This window comes from Bradyrhizobium sp. SSBR45G, assembly GCF_030159255.1.
Classification (GTDB): Bacteria; Pseudomonadota; Alphaproteobacteria; order Rhizobiales; family Xanthobacteraceae; genus Bradyrhizobium.
Genome location: NZ_BSCT01000036.1, coordinates 30,042 through 52,500 on the forward strand (window position 1 = coordinate 30,042; position 22,459 = coordinate 52,500).

Consider the following 22,459-nt stretch of genomic DNA (forward strand, 5'->3'; position numbering starts at 1 on the left):
CGCCACGGAGACGACGATGTTCAAACGCGCAGACGGTGATAGCAGGCGATCGGTGACGATCCATGTCGAGGGCCAGGCGGTCGCCGCGCGCGAAGGCGACACGGTGTCGGCGGCGCTGCTCGCCTCCGGCCTCGACGTCAGACGCGCGACGGCGGTCAGCGGCGCCAGGCGGCTGCCCTACTGCATGATGGGCGTATGTTTCGACTGCCTCGTCACCATCGACGGCGTCGGCAACCGGCAGGGCTGTCTGGTGCCCGTCGCTGAGGGCATGCAAATCGAAATCCAGAAGGGCAAGCGGGAGATCGGCAAATGAGCGCGGCGCCCAAACGTGATCAATACGACGTCGTCATCATCGGCGCCGGCCCGGCCGGCCTTGCGGCGACAGCGGACGCCGCCGGCGCAGGCCTGTCGACCTTGCTGCTCGACGAGAACGCGGGTCCCGGCGGCCAGGTCTGGCGCGCCATCAATTCGACGCCGGTGAAGGAGGAAGCACTGCTGGGGACCGACTACTGGTCCGGTGCCGAGATCGCCAAGGCTGCACGCGACAGCGGCGCCGAGATCATCCACCGCGCCACGGTGTGGAGCCTGGACCGCAACCTCGAAATCGGTGTGTCGGTAGGCGGCGGATCTGCCTTCATCAAGGCCAGGCGCGTCATCATCGCAACCGGCGCGCAGGAACGTCCGTTCCCGATCCCCGGCTGGACGTTGCCAGGTGTGATGACAGCGGGCGCAGCACAGACGATGCTGAAATCTTCAGGTCTCGTGCCGGATTGCCCCACCGTCATTGCTGGGCAGGGACCTTTGCTGTGGCTGCTTGCCGCACAGATTCTGCGGCTCGGCGGCCGCATCGACCGTGTGCTCGACACCACCCCGCGCGCCAACTACATGGCCGCGCTGCCACACGCTTTCGGCTTCGTGACCTCGCCCTATTTCATGAAGGGACTCGCGATGATGCGCGAGGTGCGCGCCAAGGTGCCGGTCACGGGCGGCGTGACGGAGCTCGCGGCCGCGGGCAACGGCAAGCTCGATGCCGTCAGCTATGTCACGGCGGGCGGCAAGCGCGAGACGCTGTCGGCCGAGCTTTTGCTGCTGCATCAGGGCGTGGTGCCCAATGTCAACCTGGCGATGGCTGCCGGCGTCGAGCATCGCTGGAACGAACTGCAGCTATGCTGGACTCCCGTGCTGGATGCGCTCGGTAACAGCTCGATTCCAGGCATTGCGATTGCTGGCGACGGCGCGGGCATTGGCGGGGCGCAGGCGGCGGTGTGGCGTGGTCGCGCTGCGGCAGGCAGCGCGATCAAAGCCTCCCGGTCCAACGCCAAGGTGTCTGATGTGTCCGCGCAGTTGCGACGCGCCGAGCGCGGTCGCGCCTTCCTTGATACGCTGTTCCAGCCGGCGAAGCAGTTTCGCATTCCGCAGGGCGACACCATCGTGTGCCGCTGCGAGGAGATCACCGCCAAGGATGTGCTCGACTCCGTCGCGATCGGCGCGACCGGGCCGAACCAGCTCAAGGCCTATCGCCGCACCGGGATGGGTCCGTGCCAGGGCCGGCTGTGCGGCCTGACCGTCACCGAGCTGATGGCGGAGGCGCGCGGCAAGAGCCCGCAGGAGATCGGCTATTATCGGCTGCGCGCGCCGGTAAAGCCGATCATGCTGTCCGAGCTCGCCAACCTGCCGAAGACCGAAGAGGCCACCAAGGCCGTGGTGCGCGGATGACGGTGCGCAAGGATGCCATCATCGTGGGTGGCGGCATCCACGGCTGCTCCACCGCGCTGCATCTCTGTCTCGCCGGCTTGAAGCCGGTGCTGATCGAGAAGGACTATGCCGGCCGCCACGCCTCTGGCGTCAATGCCGGCGGCGTGCGCCAGCTCGCGCGCGATGTCGCCGAGATTCCCTTGTCGATCCGCTCGATGGGACTCTGGGAACGGATCGGCGAGCTGGTCGACGATGATTGCGGCTTCGAGAGCTACGGCCAGGTGCTGGTCGCGGAGACCGAGGCGGAGCTCGACGCCTGCCGCGTCCGCGTCACCGACCTCAACGAACGCGGGTTCACCCATGAGGAGCTGATCGACGGCGCCGAGTTGCGCCGCCTCGTGCCGGCGGTGGCCGAGAGTTGCCCGGGCGGCGTGGTGTCGCGGCGCGACGGCGCCGCTCAGCCGGCGCGCACCACCACTGCGTTTCGCCGCAAGGCGGAGCAGCTCGGCGCCACGATTCGCGAAGGTATGCCTGCGACCAACATCCGTAAGGACGGCAAGCTCTGGCTCGTCGATGTCGGCACTGACACCTTCGCCGCGCCGGTGCTCGTCAATGCGGCCGGCGCCTGGGCTGGCCGCGTTGCGGACCAGTTCGGCGAGACCGTGCCGGTCGAGACCATCGCGCCGATGCTGATGATCACCTCGCCCGTCGCCCACTTCATCGATCCCGTCGTCATCCTGCGCGGACGAAAATTGTCGTTCAAGCAGTTCCCGAACGGCACGGTGCTGATCGGCGGCGGTCACCTTGCCATCCCCGATCAGGACCGCAACGAGACGGTGCTCGACTGGCGCAAGCTGTCAGAGAGTGCGCGCACCGTCGCCGAGCTGTTCGAGGTGATGCGCAGCGCGACCATCATGCGCGCCTGGGCCGGCATCGAGGCGCGCATGCGCGACGACATTCCGGTGTTCGGCCCGAGCGCCGTGCATGACGGGCTGTATCACCAGTTCGGCTTCTCGGCGCACGGCTTCCAGCTCGGCCCCGGCGCCGGCGCGGTCATGGCCGAGCTCATCGTGCACGGCGGCACCCAGACCCGCATCACTGGTCTCAGCATCACGCGCTTTCAGAATTCCCCCCCTTCATCAACGACATGAGGACATGATGACCATCACCCGCAAGATCCGTTCCGCCATCCATCACCGCATCGTCGAGGCCAACGGCTTCGTCTTTGTCGGCGGCACCATTGCCGATGACACGTCGGTGTCGATGGGCGAGCAGACCCGCAACATCCTCGGCAAGATCGACGGCTTCCTGAAGCAGGCCGGCACCGACAAGACACGCGTCGTCTCAGGCCAGATCTTCGTCACCGATCTGTCGAAGAAGAAGGAAATGGATGCGGCCTGGACCGAGTTCTTTGGCGACGATCTGCCGACGCGGGCCACCGTCGGCGTGGCCGATCTCGGCGGCGGGGCGCTGATCGAGATCGTCATCACCGCGATCAAGGGCTGACCGCAGCGGGATCAGGCCGGCCCGCCTTCGCGAGGCCGGCGCGATTCATCCTGGGATCATTCCAGATCGATCGGCTGATAGGAGCCGGACTTGTCGAGCTGGGTGCCCCAGACCTTGTGCAGGGCCTGATGATCGCCACGGCTCAGATTGAGCGAGGCGCCGAGTCCCATGTCGAGATTGCGGGTGTTTTCCAGCGCCTCGACCAGCCGTTCGGTGTCGAGCTGCGGGCCGCAGCGCCTCAGCGCATCGATCAGGAGATTGGCCGCGATGTAGCCTTCGAGCGAGATGTAGTCGGGAGTCTCGCCGGGAGATGCCTGCGCCAGCGCCGTCTTGAAGTCGAGCACGGTGCTCGAATAGCCCGACACGGCCGGCACCGCCTGCGTCACGATGACGTTCTCGGTGAAGCGCGGCCCCAGCATGGCAAGTTCCTGCGCAAGCGCGGTGGCGCCGACGATCGACATGTTGGTGTAGATCATGCCGGGAAACAGGTCGCGCGTCTTTTCGATGAATTTTGCCGCGGGCCGAGTCGTCCCGACCATCACGATCGCGCGGATCGGCACCTTCTGCGCCTTGAGCTGGGCGACCGCCCCGTCCATGTCGATCGAGTTGCGGGTGTAGACCAGACGCAGGATCGACGCGTCGCTGAGGCCGGCCGCGCGGTAGGCCTTGGCGACACCCGCGAAGCCCTGCTCGCCAAGATCGTCATTCTGCCCAAACACCGCAATCTGGTTCGGCCTGATCTTGCGTATCTTCAGCAGATAGCGCACCGCGGCGTCGGCTTCCTCCACGAAGCTCGGCCGGTAGTTGAAGACGTAGCGATCCGGCGGATCGTGCCGCACCACGCTGCCGCCGGTGAACGGCGCAAAGAACAGCACGCGGCGTTCGAGCGCGAACGGGACTGCGACCGCCGCGGTCGGCGTGCCGAGATTGCCCAGGAAACCGAACACCTGCTCCCTGTCCCAGAGCAGCTTCATCGCATCCGGTGTCCGGGTCGGCTCGAAGCCGTCGTCCGCGGCGATCAGCTTGAGCATCCGGCCATTGACGCCGCCGCTGGCATTGGTCCGCGCGAAGGCGACCTCAATGCCGCGTTTGTAGCTCTGCCCGTTCTCCTTGGCGCTTCCCGTGTAGGGAATGACCATGCCGAAGCGGATCTCCTGATCGGTCACGCCGCGCACGGGGCCGGACGCAGCAGGCCTGATCGCGCCCGTCGCGGCAACAGCAGCCGGCGCGGCGGGCGCCGTGGCCGGCGGCGGCGCGCTGACGCTTCGCTCGAGCTCAGTGAGCTGGCGCTCGACCAGCCTGCAATCGGCGCGCCCGCCATTGACCGCGGCACGGCCCTCGGCGACGTTTCGCTCGAATTCTCTGGCGAGCTCGTTCAGATCGTTCGGATTGGCCGCGGCCTCGCGGATCGCCTGTTGAAACTTGCCGAGGATCAGCTGCACGCGACGGGGCGCGATGCTCGTACAGGCCTGAGACGAACCGATGATCGGACCGACGCGGCCGGCCAGCTCCCGGACCAGGCTCACATTGTCGGCCGAAACGGCCGCGCTGACGCTTCCGGCCAGCACGACGGCAGAAAGAACCGCTGCGCGATGCGAACGCCGCGTGATGCACGAGGCGAAGGATGAATTTTGCATCTTGTAGACTGAGGCCTCCGTTCCTGTCCGCCGATCGACACGCGCAGACGGGACGCAAGAATGAGGCCGGCCGAGACGACCATGGGGCACGGTAATTCGGATATCGTCATGACGATTTGGAATGCCGGAAACGTTGAGAAAGAATCAGCTCGGCATGCACGGCGAACCGCCGGTCATGTTCTGCACTGAGGGCTCGTCACCAAAAGCCTGTCTTTCCAGTCTCCTGCCGTCGCAACCTTCCGAACGCCGCCGATCGACACCTGCGTCCGCGTCTGGGGCGAAGACACGGCAGCCGGGCATCTACGACGGCTTTAAGTTCGGATGAGGGCAATCTCGACTCATTCAAGCCGCAGCTGCGTCGGACCGGATGAAGCAATGTCCGGAGCCTGGCGTCCGAGCCTCGACGGCTGCTGCGGCCCGATCTTAAGTTGATAGGACGATCGCGATGATGCGCAACGCGAACCGACGGCCGCGCATCGGATGACTCCACCGCAGATCGGCTAGCCTGACGGGCTCATCACGATCGCCTTGTCCTTCGGCCAACGAACTCGCCACGCGAACGTGATCTCCTTCGTCTCGCCGGACTTGGCATCAAGCACCCACTCGGTCACGCCGCGCCGGTCGCGGACATTGCTCGCCGTCGGAGTCGTCGTACCCGGCAGCATCTCGACAACGATCTCCTCGTTCTCGCTGACCGGCAGCTGATCCTGGATCGCGACCTTGACCGGGAAGTCATGCGCGTTGCGGACCGTGGTCTTGAAGGCGCGCTCGTCGATCTTCGCCGTCGTCATGATCAATCCGGCCGAGCCTTCGTTGCGCTTGAGCACGATCCGCTCCACCTTGACCTTGTCGTCGGCGCCGAAGCCGAGCCGGACCGTCTCGTCCTTGCCGGCCGCGGCCAACCTCGATGTGCCGACAAACATGCCGTCGCGATAGATCGAGACCTTGCCCGGCAGCAGCGGCGCGTCCTCCGCCTGCGGGAAGTTCGCTTCGAGATAGGCCGTGGGATCCACCACCGGAGCAGCGCGAATGATCAACTCGGGTGCGATCGTCGTCGTCGAGATGCGCAGGCTCTTGGCGCCGTCATTGGCACTCACGGTGACTCGCCCTGTAAGGCGGAAAGCGGTCTGGAATGCGCTGACGTCAGCGACTGTTTGCTGCTCGATGGCCTTGTCCGCGGCGTCCCCGAAGCTGGTTCCTCCTCCAAAATGGAACTCCTGCGCGCGGCTCTCCGCGACTCCCCTTGCCGCGCTGACAGCCGGACGCTGCGGCATCGGCGGCGGAGGCGGCGGCGGATATTGCGCGATCACCGTCCTGAGCTCGGGCGCGCTGCCGCCGCGGCCCGTGCGCACCGTCGAGACCGAGAGCGCGACGTCGGACCAGTCTTCACCCGTGCTCTGCTGGATCTCGGCGCGGCGCACCAGCTCCAGGGCAGGCTTGCGGTCCTTCGCCGAGGTCTCGAGACGGGCGTCGTAGAGCGGCACCCAGCGGGCGTTGCGCACTGCGTAGGTCACGCGCAACGTCGCCTTGGTCGCAGCCGCGGACGACAATTCGATCTGCACCTCCATCCTGCTCGGCGGCTTGGCCGCACGATCCGCCTGCAATCGCGCGATCTCGCGATCGATCTCGCGCTGCTTGCGCTCGGCGTCACGAATGGCCGTGTCGGCCTGGCCGACCTCCTCTGCCACCGCGGCGAAGGCGTTGCGCCACTCCGTGATCGGGCGAGCCTCGCCTTTCTCGCCCAATCCGGCTGGAGAAGATTCGGCGAACCGTTCAGCAAATTTCTTGCGCGCGAGCGCGGCGGCGATCGCGCCGTCGTAGTTGGCGCGCTCGTCCTTCAACGCCTCGATACGCTTGTCGATGTCGGGCAGGTTGACCGGCGGCGCCGCGCGCGGCGGCTTGGCGTCGACGGTGCCGATCACGAGCTTCGCTCCGGCCTCGCCCTCGACGCGCAACGATGAGGCATCGAGCCCAAGCGGAAAATCCTTGGCGATGGCCGTGGTCTCGCCGGCGGGAAGATCGAGCGAGATGATCCGGGTCACGGTCGCGCCATCGGGATACACGGTGACGGCGTCGACGATGGAGGTCGCATCGAGGTTGGCAGCGCGGCCAGGCGCTGTCAGGGCCGCTCCGAGCATCAGACCCGTGGTGACAAGGCCGATTTTTCGTATCGTCATCGCTCTCTCCGCACTCCCAGCACCCAGCAGGACCGGATCGACCGGTCCTTTGCACGGCTTTAGACGCGAGCAGAGAAGGCCCGGTTCAATCGAAGCTCCGGGAAGATGATCATGCGAATGCCGACCAGAAAAAAAGAGGCAGTACGGCGATCAGGCCGTACTGCCTCTTTTGGTTGGACCGAACAGTTGGCGCGATCAGAACGCCAGCGCCTTGGCCTGCTTGACCTGCGGCAGCGCCTGGATCTTGGCGAGCAGCTCGGCCGGCACCGCGCCGTCGATCTCGACCAGCGCGATGGCGTCGCCGCCGGCCGCGACGCGGCCGAGGTGGAAGGTCGCGATGTTGATCTTGGCGTCGCCCAGCAGGCTCGCGAACTTGCCGATGAAGCCAGGCTTGTCCTCGTTGGTGACGTAGATCATCGACTTGCCGAATTCGGCATCGACACGGATGCCCTTGATGTCGACGAGACGCGGCTTGCCGTCGGCATAGACCGTGCCGGACACTGCGCGCTCCTGCTGTCCGGTGGTGACCGCGACCGAGATCAGGCTCTCATAATCGCTCTCGCCGGCGCGCAGCACCTCGTCGACGATCATGCCGCGCTCCTTGGCGATGACCGGCGCCGAGACGACGTTGACCTCGCCCAGCATCGGCCGCAGCAGACCGGCGAGAACCGCCGAGGTCAGCGCCTTGGTCTTCATCTCCGCGACCTGGCCCTCATAGGTGATCTGGATCTTGGTGATGCTGCTCTCGGTGAGCTGGCCCGCGAACGAGCCGAGCTTCTCGGCGAGCGCGATGAACGGCTTCAGCTTCGGCGCTTCCTCCGCGGTGATCGAGGGGAAGTTGATCGCGTTCGAGATCGCGCCGGTCAGCAGATAGTCCGACATCTGCTCGGCGATCTGCAGCGCGACGTTCTCCTGCGCTTCCGTGGTGGAGGCGCCGAGATGCGGCGTACAGATCACGTTGGGATGGCCGAACAGCGCGTTGCTGGTCGCCGGCTCCTCGGCGAACACGTCGAGGGCTGCGCCCGCGACATGCTTGCTGTCGAGCGCCGCGAGCAGCGCCTGCTCGTCGATCAGGCCGCCGCGCGCGCAATTGATGATGCGCACGCCCTTCTTCGTCTTGGCAATGGCGGCCGCGTCGATGATGTTGCGGGTCTTGTCGGTCAGCGGCGTATGCAGCGTGATGAAGTCGGCGCGCTTCAGCAACTCGTCGAGCTCGACCTTCTCGACGCCGAGATCGCGCGCGCGCTCCTCGGTGAGGAACGGATCGAAGCCGATCACCTTCATGCGCAGGCCCTGCGCGCGGTCGCAGACGATCGAGCCGATGTTGCCGCAGCCGACCACGCCGAGCGTCTTGCCTGTGATCTCGACGCCCATGAAGCGGTTCTTCTCCCACTTGCCGGCCTGGGTCGAGGCGTCGGCCTGCGGGATCTCGCGCGCCAGCGACAGCATCATCGTGATCGCATGCTCGGCGGTCGTGATCGAATTGCCGAACGGCGTGTTCATCACGATGATGCCCTTGGCGGTCGCCGCGGGGATCTCGACATTGTCGACACCGATGCCGGCGCGGCCGATCACCTTGAGCCGCTTGGCGCGCTCGATGATCTTGGCCGTGGCCTTGGTCGCCGAGCGAATGGCAAGGCCGTCATAGTCGCCGATGATGTCGGCAAGCTTGTCCTTGTCCTTGCCGAGATTGGGCTGGAAGTCGACCTCGACGCCGCGATCCTTGAAGATCTGCACGGCAGCCGGCGACAGCGCATCGGAAATGAGAACTTTGGGCTTGGTCATGACGATGGTCCTTCACGCCTCTCGCGAGAGAGGGGCAGCGCAGCGCGCCGGAATGGGATGAAGTGACGGAAACCGTAGGGTGGGCAAAGCGCAGCGTGCCCACCGTCTTTCGCGTCAGGTGGCGTTGATGGTGGGCACGGCGCGTTGCGCCTTTGCCCACCCTACGCAGCTGATTTCCGTCATTGCGAGGAGCTCTTGCGACGAAGCAATCCAGGCTCTACTTCCCAGCTCTGGATTGCTTCGCTTCGCTCGCAATGACGGCACAACGAATGTGCGTCAGGCAGCCTTCGGCAGCGCGGCCTTCGCTTCCGCGAACGCCCAGTCGATCCACTGCGTCAGCAGCGCGACATCGCTCGCTTCGACCGTGGCGCCGCACCAGATGCGCAGGCCCGCCGGCGCATCGCGATAATGCGCGAAGTCGAAACCGGCGTTCTCCTTCTCGACCAGCGCCACCAGCTTCTTGGCGAAGTCAGCCTGGGCATCGGCCGACAGCGACGTGATCGCGGGATCGACGACCTTCAGACACACCGAGGTGTTGGAGCGGATCGCGGGGTCCTGCGCCAGGAAATCGATCCAGGGCGTCCGCGCCTTCCAGTCAGCCAGCACCTTGGTGTTGGCATCGGCGCGCGCGATCAGCGCCTTGAGGCCGCCGATCGACTTGCCCCAGTTCAGCGCGTCCAGATAGTCCTCGACGCACAGCATCGACGGCGTGTTGATGGTCTCGCCCTCGAAGATGCCGGCATTGAGCTTGCCGCCCTTGGTGAGGCGGAAGATCTTCGGCAGCGGCCAGGCCGGCTTGTAGCTCTCGAGCCGCTCCACCGCGCGCGGCGACAGGATGAGCATGCCATGCGCGGCCTCGCCGCCGAGCGCCTTCTGCCAGGAGAAGGTGACGACGTCGAGCTTCGGCCAGTCCAGCGGCTGCGCGAAAGCCGCCGAGGTGGCGTCGCAGATCGTCAGGCCTTCGCGGCTCGCGCTGATCCAGTCGGCATTCGGCACGCGCACGCCTGACGTGGTGCCGTTCCAGGTGAAAACCACGTCGGATGCGGGATCGACCTTCGAAAGATCCGGAATCTCGCCATAGCCGGCGTGCAGCTTGGTGACGTCCTTGAGCTTGAGCTCCTTGACGACGTCGCTGACCCAGCCCTCGCCAAAGGACTCCCAGGCGATGGTGGTGACCGGCCGCGCACCGAGCAGCGACCACAGCGCCATCTCGACCGCGCCGGTGTCGGACGCCGGCACGATGCCGATCTTGTAGTCGGCCGGCACTTCGAGCACGTCGCGCGTCAGCTCGATCGCCTGCTTGAGCTTGGCTTTGCCGACCTTCGCGCGGTGCGAGCGGCCGAGCGGCGCGTCCTTGAGATTTTCGGAGGTCCATCCGGGGCGCTTGGCGCAGGGGCCGGAGGAGAAATGCGGCACAACAGGCCGCTGCGAAGGCTTCGCTGCAGTCATCGTCTATCCTTCCAGATAGTAAGCCTCCCGTTGGGGGGAGGTGTCCCGCCGCGGTGATTACGGGAAGGGCTGTTCCTCGTCAAGGAACTTCGCACGCGCCCGTCGGCGCGTTCACGCAGTCGTGCTGGCATACAAGAGGATGCGGTTCATTCGGGAGCAGCGCCGAGCGGCGCCTGTCCGCCGGGCGGGCGATGCAGGAAGGTCATCGAGGCGTAGGCGCCGACCCAGGAGCCTATGGCGGCAAAGACCACATAGACCCAGTTCTCGGTGTAGCTGATCACGGCGAATGACGAGAGCATGTACCAGATCGAGCTCCAGGTCGCCGCGGACAGACGCCGCTTGGCAACGACCGCCGTGGTGAACATGACGTAGACCGCGTCTGTTGCCGCGGTTGCCAGCACGACGCCAACGGCTGTCACTGGATTGATCCCGGACATTGTTCCGCCCTCCATCTTCGTTGTGCCGCAGCATGCGACGTCATTGTCTCGTCAGATGCATCCATGCACAATGAAGCCATCTGCACGCGCCGAACAACAAGGATAGAACAATGGAACGCGTCTGTCTCGGGAGGAGCTCCCTCGAAGTCACCCGGCTCGGCCTCGGCACAGCACCGCTCGGCGGCCTGTTTGAGCAGGTCAGCGACGCCGATGCCGAGGCGACGATCGCGATGGCGTGGTCGCGCGGCGTGCGCTTCTTCGATACAGCGCCGCTCTACGGCTTCGGCCTCGCCGAGCAGCGGCTCGGTGCGTTTCTGCGCAAGCAGCCGCGCGACAGCTATGTCATCTCGACCAAGGTCGGCCGCCTGCTGCGCCCGGACCCGACGGCATCGGCGGAAGATCCGCACTACAAGGGCACGCCGCCGCTGCGGCCGCGCTTCGACTATTCCTATGACGGGGTGATGCGCTCGGTCGAGGAAAGCCTGGTCCGGCTCGGTCTCGATCGCATCGACATCCTGCTCGTGCACGACCCGGACGATCATTACGACGAGGCCGTCAGCGGCGCCTTCCGCGCGCTGCAGCGGTTGCGCGACGACGGCAGCATCAAGGCGATCGGCGCCGGCATGAACCAGTCCGAAATGCTGGCGCGCTTTGCCGAGGCCGTTCCGGTCGACTGCTTCCTCTTGGCGGGCCGCTATACCCTGCTCGATCAGGGCGCGCTGACCACGCTGCTCCCCATGTGCCAGAAGCAGAACGTCGCCATCCTCCTCGGCGGCATCTACAACAGCGGCATCCTGGCCAATCCGCACGGACCGGCCAAGTTCAACTACGAAGACGCCGATGCCGCCCTGGTGGCGCGCGCGCGTCAGCTCGACGCGCTGTGCAGGCAGCACGGCACAGAGCTCAAGGCGGCCGCGATCCAGTTCTGCCTCGCCCATCCCGCCGTCACCGTCGGCCTGCAGGGCGCCCGCAATGCGCAGGAGGCGGCCGACAATGTCGCGATGGCGCAGGCAGCGATCCCGGCCGCGTTCTGGCGTGCGCTGCGCGCCAGTCATCTGGTCGATGCGCGCGCGCCGCTGCCGGGAGACGGGCGATGAGCGGGGCGATCGATGCGCACCAGCATTTCTGGGATCCGGCGCGGGCCGACTATCCGTGGATGGCGGGCGATGCGCTGGCGCCGATCCGCCGCCCGTTCGGTCCTGCCGATCTCGCCCCTCTGCTGGCCGAGAACGGTCTCGACAGCAGCATCCTGGTGCAGACCCGGTCGTCGCTCGACGAGACCGCCGAGTTCCTCCGAATCGCCCACGAGACGCCGTTCATCGCCGGTGTCGTCGGCTGGGCCGACCTGACCGATCCGCGGATTGGCACCACGATCGACCGGCTGCGCAGCCTGCCCGGCGGCGACCGGCTGGTCGGCATCCGGCATCAGGTGCACGACGAGGCCGATCCGGACTGGCTGTCTCGCAACGATGTCCAGCGCAGCCTCGCCAGCGTGTTCGCCCACGACCTGACCTATGATCTGCTGGTCCGCACCCGTGAGCTGCCCGCGACAATCGCAACCGTGCGGGCGTTTCCGGACGGACGCTTCGTGCTCGACCATGCCGCCAAGCCGCCGATTGCAACCGGCTTCGATCAGGCCTGGGCCGATCGCATCGCCGAGCTCGCGGCTTGCGGCAATGTCTGGTGCAAGGTCTCGGGGCTGGCGACGGAGGCGGTGTGGACCGACTGGGATGCCGAGCGGTTGCTGCCCTATGTTGCGCATGTGGCGCGCTGTTTCGGCGAGGATCGGCTGATCTTCGGCTCGGACTGGCCGGTCTGCCTGCTCGCCGGCAGCTATGGCGCGATCAAGCAGGCGCTCGAGCAGTGCCTGGCCGGGCTCGGCCTTGGGGTTCGCGACAAGGCGTTCGGACCGAACGCGATGGCGGCCTACCGGCTGCCGCAATAGCAGCAGCTATCAGAACCGCATCACCATGCCGAAATGGCTCTTGGCGAAGCCGAGCCGCTCATAGAACCGCTGTGCGTCGGCGCGGCTCTGGTGCGTCATGAGTTCGATCAGGTTGCAGCGCCGGCGGCGCGCCTCGCCGATCGCCCATTGCAGCAACTGCTCGCCGATGCCGCGGCTGCGGCGATCAGAGGCGACCCGGACATCCTCGACCAGCGCCCGCGATGCGCCCTGCGAGCTCAGGCCTGGCAGGATGCACAGCTGCAGACAGCCGACCACCCTGCCCGCCTCCTCGGCGACGACGAGCGTGATGTTGGCTGCCTGCGAAATCGCCGCGAATGCCTCGAAATAGGAGTCCGGCAAAGGCTCCTCGAGGCGCTCGCGCGCCCGTCCGAGATGATCGTCCGCCAGCATCGCGACGATGGCCACGACATCCTCGCGCTGCGCGGGCCGGATTCGAATCGAGCTTGGGGTCATGATGTTCTTGCCGATCGAGGCACCGGAAACGAGCCGACTTGCGTCCCGTCGTCGCCCAGGTCAGGCGATCTAGAATTTGTAGCCCACGCCGGCACGGAACGAGTTGAGCGTCACCGACGTATCCTTGACCGACAGGAACTTGACGTATTCCCACTCGCCACGCGCAAACAGACCGCCCCACACCATGTATTCGAAGCCGAGGCCGCCGGTCCAGCCGCCGACGAAGCTGTTGGAGCGCTGTTCGGCGTAGGTCGTCGAGAGCGACGGGATGCTCGTCGTGGTGCTCTGAGGAATGGTGACGGTGACACCTCCGACCGTTGCAGTGGTCGAATAGTCATCCTGCAGACTGACCGAGGTCGAGGCCGAGCGCGAGACCTCCATCCGGCCCAAGGCGACGCCACCGAACACATAGGGAAGGAAGCTGTCGCCCGCCCAGCCGATGCGGCCGCGCAGCGTGGTCACATCCTTGATCCTGAGCATCGCCGACGAACTCACCGACGTATTGTAAGTGTAGGTATGGCCGCTGGGAGGGCTCACACCAGTCGGATTGACGATGCCGAGCGCCAGCCCGCCACTCGTGGAGCCGACCATCCGGTTGTAGTAGTTGTAGTTGAGCTCCAGGCCGAAGACCGTGTCCTCCCACTGGAAATTGCGCCCGACGAATCCGCCAAATCCCGTCCCCTGGACGTGGGTCTTGTTGAGGACGGACCACGACGACGTCGGGCCCTGCAGAACGCTGTTGCGGAAGATGTAGTTGGTCAGGGACAGTGCGCTGCGGCTGAAATCGATATCCGACGTCGCGTAGCCGAGCTGGCCGCCGACGTAGTACCCGTCCCAATTCGTGCGCGCGCTGCTCACGCCCTCCGTCAGGCCGCCCCTCAGGATCGGAAGGTCGGACAAATCAGCGGCCTGCGCGGCCGAAGCCATGCCACAGACTGCAACCGCCACCACGAGACCACGCATCGCAACGCTCCAAATCAGCTACTTGAACTCTCAAACGCGATCATCGCGCGTTAACCTTAATCATTGGTTGCCTCGCGGCCCGGCGCGGCAATTCTTTTACCGGCATGCCCATCGAACGGCCGAACACGCAAAGCAAAACGGCGCGGAATATCCGCGCCGTCTGCCTTCATTGCTGTGATGAGGATCGCTCGGCTCAGCCCTTGCGGATCAGCGGCGGCATCGGGGGCGGCGGCGGATTGTCGAAATTCCAGCGCACGCCGAGCTTCAGGTCGTGCGAGGTGATGTCCTTGAACTTGAAGTTGTTGCCAGTGGTGGTCCCGGTGTAGGTCGAGAGCACGCCGGTCTGTCCCTGACCAAGATCGACGTAGCTATAGGCCAGCTCGAGCACGAGGTTCGGGTTGACGTTGTAGGCAAGACCCGCGTGAGCCGCCCAGGCGAGGTTCCACTTCGATGACGTCGGTGCCGTCGCGAAGCTCGTGGTCGTGAACGGCAGGTTGTTGATGCCCGTGTCGGTGAAGTTCGAGATCGTGACCCGCGAGCCGCCGACGCCGGCGCCGACGAACGGGGTGATGCACCACCAGGTGCCGAGATCGACATAGGCGTTGGCGAGCACCAGCCATTCGGACTTGCTGGCCGTGTAGTTGTCGATGCCGCTATAGGGCACGCCACCGGCAGTCGCGTTGAAGCGGTCGGTCGCCTTGAAGTTCGAATTGCCGCGATACTGGCCGGTGACGTCGGCGCGGAACCAGCTGTTGAAGCGATAGCCGACGCCGACGCCGTAGATGCCGGCGGTGTCGAACGCGGACGTCTGCTCGAACGAGGTCATCGGCGTATAGGCCGACTCGCGGCTGTAATGAACGTCCTTGACCTTCTGATTGCTGAAACCGATGTCGCCGCGCAGATACCAGCCACCGAAATCCGCTGCCGGCGGCGGCGCGTAGACGGGTGGGGGCATAATCGGCATGTCGGCCGCGAAGGCCAAAGTGGAAAACAGAGAGGCCGCTCCGGCGGCGATCAAAGACTTAACGCTACGCATTGGCTTCGTCCCTTTGGCCGGTGAGGCGTTCGGAAATGGGCCCCACATCACAACTGACGGCTGTACAATCGCACCAAATACTTAAGCAGCGCTTAACCCTAATAATTAGGGTTGATATTTCATGAGCGCGCGGGAGCCGTTAATTGCTGCGCAACTGTTCCTAACAAATGGTTAGCCCCGGCCCGGTCGTCGCGCGGCGCGGTGGGGACTAATTAGTTCGATCGAACTTTCGCCGCGCTGCAGGCGCCCAACTCGTCCGGGCCGATCGGACCCGCGGGCGGACCCGGGCCAACAAAAAAACCGCCATCAGATGATGGCGAGTGTTGCCGGGCAGACGGACCGCTGATGACTATGCGGCAGCGGCGGCGGCGTTGCCGACCGCGGTGACGATCTCGTCGACGACCTCCTCGACCAAGCTGCGGTCGTCGCCCTCGCCCATGACACGAATGACGGGCTCGGTCCCGGAGGAGCGCACCAGCAGGCGGCCGTGGCCGTTGAGGCGCCTCTCGCCGGTGTCGATGGCCGCCTTCACCTCGTCGGCGTCGAGCGGCTTGCCGCTGCGGTAGCGCACGTTCTTGAGGATCTGCGGCAGCGGATCGAACTTGTGACAGACTTCGGAGACGGGGCGGCGCGACCGCTGCACCGTCGCCAGCACCTGCAGCGCGGCGACGAAGCCGTCGCCGGTCGTCGCGTAGTCCGAGAGAATGATATGGCCGGACTGCTCGCCGCCGAGATTGTAGCCGTCGGCCAGCATGCGCTCGAGCACGTAGCGGTCGCCGACCGGCGTACGCACCAGCTCGAGTCCCTGCCCCTCCAGGAAGCGCTCGAGGCCGAGATTGGACATCACGGTCGCGACGATGCCGGGACGCGCCAGTCGGCCGTCTTCCTTCCAGCTCTGGGCGATCACGGCGAGCAGTTGGTCGCCGTCGACGATATGGCCGCGCTCATCGACCAGGATCACGCGATCCGCATCGCCGTCGAGCGCGATGCCGATGTCAGCGCGCATTTCACGCACCTTCCGACAAAGCGCCTCCGGCGAGGTCGAGCCGCATTCCTTGTTGATGTTGAAACCGTCCGGCTCCACGCCGATCGAGATCACGTCGGCGCCGAGCTCCCACAGCGCCTCCGGAACGACCTTGTAGGCCGCGCCATTGGCGCAATCGACCACGACGCGCAGGCCGTCGAGCGACAGATCACGCGGCAGGGTGCGCTTGGCGAATTCGATATAGCGGTCGTGCACGCCGTCGATGCGGCGGGCCCGGCCGAGGCTCGCGCTCTGCGCCAGCTTCTTGTCCAGCGATTCATCGAGCAGCTGCTCGATCTGCCTCTCGACATCGTCCGACAGCTTGAAGCCCTGCGGCCCGAACAGCTTGATGCCGTTATCCTCGAACAGATTGTGCGAGGCCGAGATCATGACGCCGAGATCGGCGCGCATCGACTTGGTCAGCATCGCGACCGCCGGCGTCGGCATCGGGCCGACCAGCAGCACGTCCATGCCCACCGACGTGAATCCCGCCACCATGGCGTATTCGATCATGTAGCCCGAGAGCCGCGTATCCTTGCCGATCACCACACGATGGCGGTGCTCGCCACGCTGGAACAGAAGACCTGCGGCCTGTCCGACCTTGAGCGCGAGTTCCGGCGTGATCAGGCCGTTGGCACGGCCACGAATCCCATCGGTCCCGAAATAGTTACGGCTCATATCACCCCCAGCAACAGCTTCTGGATTTCGTTACCGGTGGCGCGAATCACGAAGCGAGCCTGTCCGGTCGGCCCGCGGGTTATAGTCGCCTTAAAGCTAAGATGGCTTCAAAAAATGTGATGAATCATTACCACGAAACCGCCACCGTAGCCGCAAGCCATTGTTAATATTAATTTTTCATGCCCAGAGCACATCGCTCGCAGAGCGAGCATGCGGCACTGCGAAGGCCGCTCTGCGGGAAAGCAGACGGCCCGCAATTGCGCTCATTGCGCCGCGAGCCCGGCCTCCCGCATCGCGCGCCGACGCTGGCAGAGTCTCCGCATGCCGAAGCCGGATTTGGCAGCCGTCGCAAAGATGGTAGAGGACTGCCAGCCCAAGAAGCGAGACCGTTGGTGGGGGAGCCGAGACCGCGATGAAACACGTCACCTGCATTGAAGACCTGCGCCTGCTCCACAAGCGCCGCGTCCCCAAAGCCTTCTTCGACTACGCCGACCGCGGCTCCTATGCCGAGGAAACCTTGCGCGCGAACCGCGACGATCTGCAGAAGATCAAGTTTCGCCAGCGCATCCTGGTCGACGTCTCCAAGCGCGACCTGTCGACGACCATCCTCGGCGAGCCCTCCTCGATGCCGCTGATCCTGGCCCCGGTCGGCCTGCTCGGCATGCAGCATGGCGACGGCGAAATCCACGCCTGCCGCGCCGCGCAGGCCGCCGGCATTCCCTTCACCCAGAGCACGATGTCGATCTGCTCGATCGAGGATATCGCAGGCAGCGTCGAGAAACCGTTCTGGTTCCAGCTCTACGTCATGAAGGACCGCGGCTTCATCAAGGCCCTGGTCGAGCGCGCGATCGCGGCCAAGTGCACCGCGCTGTGCCTGACGGTCGACCTGCAGGTGATCGGCCAGCGCCACCAGGACATCAAGAACGGCATGAGCGTGCCGCCGGAATGGACGCTGTCGAAGCTGTTCGACTTCGCCACCAAGCCGGCCTGGGTGCAGGGCGTGCTGCAGGGCAAGCGCCGCACCTTCGGCAACATCGCCGGCCATGTGAAGAACACCGAGGATCTCACCAAGCTCTCGGCCTGGACCGCCGCGCAGTTCGACACCTCGCTGAACTGGAAGGACGTCGACTGGATCCGCTCGATCTGGCCGGGCAAGCTGATCATCAAGGGCATCCATGACATCGAGGACGCCAAGCTCGCGGTCGAAACCGGCGCGCAGGCGATGGTCGTCTCCAACCATGGCGGCCGCCAGCTCGACGGCGCACCGTCCTCGATCCACGTGCTGCCGGGGATTGCGGAAGCGGTCGGCGACAAGATCGAGATCATGTTCGACGGCGGCATCCGCTCCGGCCAGGACGTGATGCGCGCGCTCGCGCTCGGCGCCAAATCCTGCATGATCGGCCGCGCCTACGCCCACGGCCTCGGCGCCGGCGGCCAGGCCGGCGTCGCCAAGGCCATCGACATCATCCGCAACGAGCTGCTGACGACGATGGGCCTGTGCGGCGTCAACACCGTGGCCGAGATCGACCGCAAGGTGCTGGCGGATTAGTTCGAGAATCGGCGAGCAAGGTGCTCGGACTAATCAGCTTACGCGCCCCCGACTGCCACCATGCAAAAGCTGTCGTCCCGGACAAGCCGTGACGCGCGTCAGCGCGGCGCGGCGCTGATCCGGGACCCATACTCCGCGGCCCTCGTGTTGGGCGAAAGGCCAATTGCCACTGCGCCTCAACTCCTCCCTGGGGGTATGGGTCCCTGCGTTCGCAGGGACGACACCGTTAACGGAGACGCAGTTGAGCGCACAGAGAAGGGCAGCTCACATCGGCGGCGTGATCCCGTCGCGGCCGACGCTGACGCGGCTGGCCTCGAATGAGCCGTCGGGCAGCGGCTTGATGGTGGCAATCACCTTGGCGCCGGCCTTCAGCTCGGACTTGTCGCCGGGCACGAAGGTCACGATCGGCGTATCCAGCGTGATATCGACCCGCTTCTCGCCGCCCTTGTACTTGACGAGCAGCGTGTGACCGTCCGTCGAGACCGAGCTTTCCGCCACGGTGGCGTTGGTCATGCTGGAGTTCGGCTTGAGATCCCAGGGCCGCGAGCCCTCGCCGGTGCCGCGCATGGCCTCCGGGAAGATGTGGATCTCGACCGCCTTCGGCGCGCCGTCCGGGCCGGGCACCGTGGTGGCGCCGATGAACGATCCAGGCTTGATATCGGAGAGCTCGGCCTTGACGACACCGCTCACGCTGATGTCGCCGGCCATATGCAGCTTGAACAGCTCTCCACTGCGGGCCTTCACCGTCATCGTATCCGCATCGATGCTCTCGATGGCGCCGCGGACCCGTGTCGGCACCGGGGCCTGCTGGCAGATCGCGAGAACGGACGTCGCCGCAACCATCGCGAGCGCGACGACAGGACGAATCAGAAGGGGGCGGACCAACATGCTCGGGCTCCAGGATTGAGGCGAAAGCTCCGCGCTTCATAGGCCGGACGCGGACGCATGAGGAGAGAAACGCCCGGTCTCGGCGCTTATTCCAGCTTCAAGCCTTTGTGAGATCGGCCTCGACCAGCGCGCGCAACTCGGGTGTCACCTGCGGACAGCGGCCGAACCACAATTCGAAGCCGCGCACGGCCTGATGCAGCAGCATGCCAAGCCCGTCCGCGGTGCGCAGCCCCCTCGCCCGCGCTGCCGCGAGCAGCTGCGTCTCCAGCGGGACATAGACGAGGTCGGCGACGACGGCGTGCGGCGACAGCAGCGCGACATCGAGCGTGAGCGGCGGCTGGCCATGCATGCCGAGCGAGGTGGTGTTCACGAACAGGCCCGCCCGCGGCAGCAGCGCGCCGACGCGGTCCCAGCCTTCGGCGGCGACGCGGCTGCCGAACTGATCGGCCAGCGCCTGGGCGCGCGCGGCGGTGCGGTTGATGACGTGAACGCGGCCGATGCCGCGCCCCAGCAGCCCGAACACGACGGCGCGGGCCGAGCCGCCGGAGCCGAGGACCAGCGCCTCGTCGGTCCGGTCCCAGCCGGGCGCTGCGGCATCGAGATTGCCGATGAAGCCTTCGACGTCGGTGTTGGTCGCGCGCAAGACGCCATGCTCGTACCAGAGCGTATTGGCGGCGCCGACCGCGCGGGCGCGCGCGTCCGGCTCGGTCAATTCGAGCACGCGCTCCTTATGCGGAATCGTGACATTGGCGCCCACGAAGCCGTGCTGGTGAAGATGCGTGACGAAATCCGCCAGCTCCTCGGGCGGCACCGCCTCGATGGTGTAGCCGCCGGGAATGCCGAGCTGGTGCAGCCAATGATGATGGATCAGCGGCGAGCGCGAATGCGCGGCAGGCCAGCCGATCAGGCACGCGGCGCGGGATTTGGCAGCGACGGTCATGGCGGTGACATCGGACAAGCTCCGGCCGGAGTCAATGCTCCGGAACCGGGCAAGGGGATGGGGACGGCTGTCGGCCGCGATCCGGGCGAGGATACGGCGTCGGCTTCAGCTCGCCGCCAGCCCGTCGGCGATCTCGTCCCGCGGCGCCTCTTTGCCCTTGATGTCGGCGACCGCCCGCTCGATCGTCTCGCGGTAGCGCACCAGCGGCGGCCGCACACCATGCGTCAGCAGCGCCCGCCGCACGGTCGGCGAGGCGCCGGTGATGAACAGGCGGATGCCCTGCCGCTTGGCCTTGGCGGCGACGCGGCTCATCGCGTTGGCCGCCGTCGAATCCAGGAACGGCACCGCGGCGAAGTCGACCACGAAGGCCTTGCGGCGGTCGGCGATGGAGTCGAGCACGGTGCCGACGGTCGAGGCCGCGCCGAAGAAGAACGCGCCGGTGATGCGATAGACCAGCACGTCCTTGTCGGCGCTGAGCTTGGAATTATAGGGCACGCGCGCGCCATCCTCGAAGTCGGCGCGGTCCTCGGCGGCCAGCGGCGAGCCGTCCTCGACGCCGGTCATCTGCGCCATGCGGTTGATGAACAGCACGGCGCCGAGCGCGAAGCCGACCAGGATGCCCTCGGTGAGATCGCGGAAGATCGTGAGCCCGAAGGTCGCGAGCAGCACGGTGGCGTCGCCCCAGGAGGAGCGGACCAGGGTGGCGAATTCGTGCTTCTCGGCCATGTTCCAGGCCACGATCACGAGCACGGCGGCCAGCGCCGACAGCGGGATGTAGCTCGCCAGCGGCGCGGCGATCAGCATGAACACCAGCAGGAACACGGAATGCAGCATGCCCGACACCGGCCCGCGCGCGCCGGCGCGCACATTGGTCGCGGTGCGCGCGATGGTGCCGGTGACGCAGATGCCGCCGAACAGCGCCGAGCCGACATTGGCGAAGCCCTGCGCCACGAGCTCGCAATTCGAGCGATGACGGCGGCCGGTCATGCCGTCGGCGACGACGGCCGAGAGCAGCGATTCGATCGCCCCGAGCAGCGCGAAGGCGATCGCGTCGGGAAACACCGCCTGGATCTTGGCGAGCGACAGCGCCGGCAGCGCTGGCGCGGGCAATTCGCGCGGAATGCCGCCGAACTTTGTGCCGATGGTTTCGACCGGGAGATGCAGCGCGTAGGTGAAGACAGCCGCGACCACGACCGCGATCAGAATGCCGGGCCAGGTCGGCCGCAGCCGCTTGAGCCCGACCATGATCGCGATCGACAGCGCGGCCAGCGCGACCGCGGAGACGTTCGCCGTCGGCGCGCCATGCGCCAGCGCCGTGAGCTTTGGGATCAATTCACCCGGCTCCTTGGCCGTCAGCGTGATGCCGAACAGGTCCTTCAGCTGGCTGGCGAAGATGATGACTGCGATGCCCGCGGTGAAGCCGACCGTGACCGGATAGGGGATGAACTTGATGTAGGTGCCGAGCCTCAGATAGCCGGCGATCACCAGCATCACGCCCGACATCATCGTCGCGATCAGCAGGCCATCGAGACCCTGGCGATCGACGGTGGCGGCGACCAGCACGATGAAGGCGCCTGCGGGGCCGCCGATCTGGAAGCGGCTGCCCCCGAGCAGCGAGACCAGGAAGCCGCCGACCACGGCGGTGTAGAGACCGCGGCCCGGCGAGACGCCGGAGGCGATGGCGATCGCCATCGACAGCGGCAGCGCGACGATGGCGACCGTCAGGCCCGACAGCGCGTCGGCGCGAAGATCGCCGAGGCCATAGCCCTCGCGCAGGACGGTGAGAAGTTTCGGGGAATAGAGCTCGGCGAAGGTCGGCTCATGATGTCCGACCCGCCCCCGCGTGCCGTGCTCGCTTGCGATGCTCATGTCCATCACGCTCCCGTCGCCTCATCCGGCCGCCCTGCAGCCCATGAGGCGTCTCACACGGGGCGCCGAGGTGCCCCGTGCCGCGCGATACGCGTCAAGACGCGCTATCGCGCGCAGCATCAGTTTGACGGCCCACGCGGTTGGGCGGCCCCGGGTCCTTCAGGCGAACGCCACGCCCGCCATCCTCGCTGCGGGCATGCTCGCCGATCAGATCCACGCCCGCACGATTGAGCGCATCGATGACCTTGGTCAGCGAGTCCACGACGCCACGGACGTTGCCCGTAGAGGCTTCCATCCGCTGGATCGTCGGCAGCGACACGCCGGCCAGCTCGGCCAAGGTTTTCTGATCTATCCCGAGCAGCGCACGCGCTGCCCGCATCTGGAACGACGTGATCACGATGGCCTCA

General features: G+C 66.2%; 20 protein-coding genes. 7 read left to right on the forward strand and 13 right to left on the reverse strand.

Translation table 11 applies throughout. The annotated features are described in order from the left end of the window. Positions 1 to 16: 16 nt before the first annotated feature. The 4 genes from QQL87_RS30050 to QQL87_RS30065 are packed head-to-tail and all read left to right on the forward strand — an operon-like array spanning position 17 to position 3,201. Complete coding sequence (locus QQL87_RS30050) at positions 17 to 313, forward strand: (2Fe-2S)-binding protein (RefSeq protein WP_284422697.1); 297 nt, start codon at positions 17 to 19, stop codon at positions 311 to 313. After that, positions 310 to 1,716: an FAD-dependent oxidoreductase gene (locus QQL87_RS30055; RefSeq protein WP_284422696.1), complete on the forward strand. Its 1,407-nt coding sequence runs from the start codon at positions 310 to 312 to the stop codon at positions 1,714 to 1,716. Before QQL87_RS30050 ends, QQL87_RS30055 begins: the two co-directional genes overlap by 4 nt. Beyond that, positions 1,713 to 2,846, forward strand: coding sequence for an NAD(P)/FAD-dependent oxidoreductase (locus QQL87_RS30060; protein ID WP_284422695.1), 1,134 nt, complete (start codon positions 1,713 to 1,715; stop codon positions 2,844 to 2,846). The genes QQL87_RS30055 and QQL87_RS30060 overlap by 4 nt, the downstream gene beginning before the upstream one ends. 7 nt (positions 2,847 to 2,853) lie before the next feature. Continuing rightward, positions 2,854 to 3,201: a RidA family protein gene (locus QQL87_RS30065; protein WP_284422727.1), complete on the forward strand. Its 348-nt coding sequence runs from the start codon at positions 2,854 to 2,856 to the stop codon at positions 3,199 to 3,201. 56 nt (positions 3,202 to 3,257) lie between these two features. On the opposite strand, the gene QQL87_RS30070 is transcribed toward QQL87_RS30065, so the two are convergent. The 5 genes from QQL87_RS30070 to QQL87_RS30090 all read right to left on the reverse strand — a co-directional run bounded on the left by QQL87_RS30070 (position 3,258) and on the right by QQL87_RS30090 (position 10,686). Beyond that, positions 3,258 to 4,838: an ABC transporter substrate-binding protein gene (locus QQL87_RS30070; RefSeq protein ID WP_284422694.1), complete on the reverse strand. Its 1,581-nt coding sequence runs from the start codon at positions 4,836 to 4,838 to the stop codon at positions 3,258 to 3,260. A 500-nt stretch (positions 4,839 to 5,338) separates the two neighbouring features. After that, positions 5,339 to 7,015 (reverse strand): mucoidy inhibitor MuiA family protein, encoded by a 1,677-nt coding sequence (locus QQL87_RS30075; RefSeq protein ID WP_284422693.1) that lies wholly within the window; start codon positions 7,013 to 7,015, stop codon positions 5,339 to 5,341. A gap of 195 nt (positions 7,016 to 7,210) precedes the next feature. Beyond that, entirely contained in the window at positions 7,211 to 8,800 is a 1,590-nt protein-coding gene (gene serA, locus QQL87_RS30080) for a phosphoglycerate dehydrogenase (protein ID WP_284422692.1), read from the reverse strand. Positions 8,801 to 9,076: 276 nt separating this feature from the next. Then, positions 9,077 to 10,249 carry a phosphoserine transaminase gene (locus QQL87_RS30085; RefSeq protein WP_284422691.1) on the reverse strand — a complete coding sequence of 391 codons (1,173 nt, stop codon included), beginning with the start codon at positions 10,247 to 10,249 and terminating at the stop codon, positions 9,077 to 9,079. Between the two features lie 146 nt (positions 10,250 to 10,395). After that, entirely contained in the window at positions 10,396 to 10,686 is a 291-nt protein-coding gene (locus QQL87_RS30090) for a hypothetical protein (protein ID WP_284422690.1), read from the reverse strand. Positions 10,687 to 10,796: 110 nt separating this feature from the next. Between QQL87_RS30090 and QQL87_RS30095 the strand changes: the two genes are divergently transcribed. Further along, on the forward strand, positions 10,797 to 11,783 hold the full coding sequence (locus QQL87_RS30095; RefSeq protein ID WP_284422688.1) for an aldo/keto reductase: 987 nt from the start codon (positions 10,797 to 10,799) through the stop codon (positions 11,781 to 11,783). Next, a complete protein-coding gene (locus QQL87_RS30100) occupies positions 11,780 to 12,631 on the forward strand; it encodes an amidohydrolase family protein (RefSeq protein WP_284422687.1) in 852 nt (283 codons plus the stop codon). Before QQL87_RS30095 ends, QQL87_RS30100 begins: the two co-directional genes overlap by 4 nt. 9 nt (positions 12,632 to 12,640) lie before the next feature. Here the strand turns inward: QQL87_RS30100 and QQL87_RS30105 are convergent, their stop codons facing one another. The 4 genes from QQL87_RS30105 to glmM all read right to left on the reverse strand — a co-directional run bounded on the left by QQL87_RS30105 (position 12,641) and on the right by glmM (position 16,806). Continuing rightward, the gene (locus QQL87_RS30105) at positions 12,641 to 13,105 is read right to left on the reverse strand and encodes a GNAT family N-acetyltransferase (RefSeq protein ID WP_284422686.1); all 465 of its coding nucleotides are present in this window, start codon (positions 13,103 to 13,105) and stop codon (positions 12,641 to 12,643) included. A gap of 69 nt (positions 13,106 to 13,174) precedes the next feature. After that, on the reverse strand, positions 13,175 to 14,068 hold the full coding sequence (locus tag QQL87_RS30110; protein ID WP_284422685.1) for an outer membrane protein: 894 nt from the start codon (positions 14,066 to 14,068) through the stop codon (positions 13,175 to 13,177). Between the two features lie 193 nt (positions 14,069 to 14,261). Continuing rightward, positions 14,262 to 15,104, reverse strand: coding sequence for an outer membrane protein (locus tag QQL87_RS30115; protein WP_284422683.1), 843 nt, complete (start codon positions 15,102 to 15,104; stop codon positions 14,262 to 14,264). 349 nt (positions 15,105 to 15,453) lie between these two features. Then, on the reverse strand, positions 15,454 to 16,806 hold the full coding sequence (gene glmM / locus QQL87_RS30120) for a phosphoglucosamine mutase (protein WP_284422682.1): 1,353 nt from the start codon (positions 16,804 to 16,806) through the stop codon (positions 15,454 to 15,456). Between the two features lie 412 nt (positions 16,807 to 17,218). Here glmM and QQL87_RS30125 point away from each other — a divergent pair, with 412 nt between their 5' ends. After that, a complete protein-coding gene (locus tag QQL87_RS30125; protein ID WP_284422681.1) occupies positions 17,219 to 18,355 on the forward strand; it encodes an alpha-hydroxy acid oxidase in 1,137 nt (378 codons plus the stop codon). A gap of 264 nt (positions 18,356 to 18,619) precedes the next feature. On the opposite strand, the gene QQL87_RS30130 is transcribed toward QQL87_RS30125, so the two are convergent. The 4 genes from QQL87_RS30130 to QQL87_RS30145 all read right to left on the reverse strand — a co-directional run bounded on the left by QQL87_RS30130 (position 18,620) and on the right by QQL87_RS30145 (position 22,449). Next, on the reverse strand, positions 18,620 to 19,198 hold the full coding sequence (locus tag QQL87_RS30130; protein ID WP_284422726.1) for a hypothetical protein: 579 nt from the start codon (positions 19,196 to 19,198) through the stop codon (positions 18,620 to 18,622). 142 nt (positions 19,199 to 19,340) lie between these two features. Beyond that, on the reverse strand, positions 19,341 to 20,183 hold the full coding sequence (locus QQL87_RS30135) for a shikimate dehydrogenase (protein WP_284422680.1): 843 nt from the start codon (positions 20,181 to 20,183) through the stop codon (positions 19,341 to 19,343). A 105-nt stretch (positions 20,184 to 20,288) separates the two neighbouring features. After that, complete coding sequence (locus QQL87_RS30140; RefSeq protein WP_284422678.1) at positions 20,289 to 22,052, reverse strand: SulP family inorganic anion transporter; 1,764 nt, start codon at positions 22,050 to 22,052, stop codon at positions 20,289 to 20,291. 94 nt (positions 22,053 to 22,146) lie between these two features. Continuing rightward, a complete protein-coding gene (locus tag QQL87_RS30145; RefSeq protein WP_284422677.1) occupies positions 22,147 to 22,449 on the reverse strand; it encodes a helix-turn-helix domain-containing protein in 303 nt (100 codons plus the stop codon). Positions 22,450 to 22,459 lie beyond the last annotated feature (10 nt).

Excerpts from the sequence above, each read along its gene's own strand:
- QQL87_RS30050 (WP_284422697.1), top strand. The coding sequence starts at position 17 with ATGTTCAAACGCGCAGACGGTGATAGCAGGCGATCGGTGACGATCCAT.
- QQL87_RS30095 (WP_284422688.1), top strand. The coding sequence starts at position 10,797 with ATGGAACGCGTCTGTCTCGGGAGGAGCTCCCTCGAAGTCACCCGGCTC.
- QQL87_RS30105 (WP_284422686.1), bottom strand. The coding sequence starts at position 13,105 with ATGACCCCAAGCTCGATTCGAATCCGGCCCGCGCAGCGCGAGGATGTC.
- QQL87_RS30130 (WP_284422726.1), bottom strand. The coding sequence starts at position 19,198 with ATGGTTGCGGCGACGTCCGTTCTCGCGATCTGCCAGCAGGCCCCGGTG.
- QQL87_RS30100 (WP_284422687.1), top strand. The coding sequence starts at position 11,780 with ATGAGCGGGGCGATCGATGCGCACCAGCATTTCTGGGATCCGGCGCGG.
- QQL87_RS30065 (WP_284422727.1), top strand. The coding sequence starts at position 2,854 with ATGACCATCACCCGCAAGATCCGTTCCGCCATCCATCACCGCATCGTC.
- QQL87_RS30115 (WP_284422683.1), bottom strand. The coding sequence starts at position 15,104 with ATGCGTAGCGTTAAGTCTTTGATCGCCGCCGGAGCGGCCTCTCTGTTT.
- QQL87_RS30060 (WP_284422695.1), top strand. The coding sequence starts at position 1,713 with ATGACGGTGCGCAAGGATGCCATCATCGTGGGTGGCGGCATCCACGGC.
- QQL87_RS30070 (WP_284422694.1), bottom strand. The coding sequence starts at position 4,838 with ATGCAAAATTCATCCTTCGCCTCGTGCATCACGCGGCGTTCGCATCGC.
- QQL87_RS30135 (WP_284422680.1), bottom strand. The coding sequence starts at position 20,183 with ATGACCGTCGCTGCCAAATCCCGCGCCGCGTGCCTGATCGGCTGGCCT.
- QQL87_RS30090 (WP_284422690.1), bottom strand. The coding sequence starts at position 10,686 with ATGTCCGGGATCAATCCAGTGACAGCCGTTGGCGTCGTGCTGGCAACC.
- QQL87_RS30075 (WP_284422693.1), bottom strand. The coding sequence starts at position 7,015 with ATGACGATACGAAAAATCGGCCTTGTCACCACGGGTCTGATGCTCGGA.
- QQL87_RS30085 (WP_284422691.1), bottom strand. The coding sequence starts at position 10,249 with ATGACTGCAGCGAAGCCTTCGCAGCGGCCTGTTGTGCCGCATTTCTCC.
- QQL87_RS30055 (WP_284422696.1), top strand. The coding sequence starts at position 310 with ATGAGCGCGGCGCCCAAACGTGATCAATACGACGTCGTCATCATCGGC.
- QQL87_RS30140 (WP_284422678.1), bottom strand. The coding sequence starts at position 22,052 with ATGAGCATCGCAAGCGAGCACGGCACGCGGGGGCGGGTCGGACATCAT.
- glmM (WP_284422682.1), bottom strand. The coding sequence starts at position 16,806 with ATGAGCCGTAACTATTTCGGGACCGATGGGATTCGTGGCCGTGCCAAC.
- QQL87_RS30125 (WP_284422681.1), top strand. The coding sequence starts at position 17,219 with ATGAAACACGTCACCTGCATTGAAGACCTGCGCCTGCTCCACAAGCGC.
- QQL87_RS30110 (WP_284422685.1), bottom strand. The coding sequence starts at position 14,068 with ATGCGTGGTCTCGTGGTGGCGGTTGCAGTCTGTGGCATGGCTTCGGCC.
- serA (WP_284422692.1), bottom strand. The coding sequence starts at position 8,800 with ATGACCAAGCCCAAAGTTCTCATTTCCGATGCGCTGTCGCCGGCTGCC.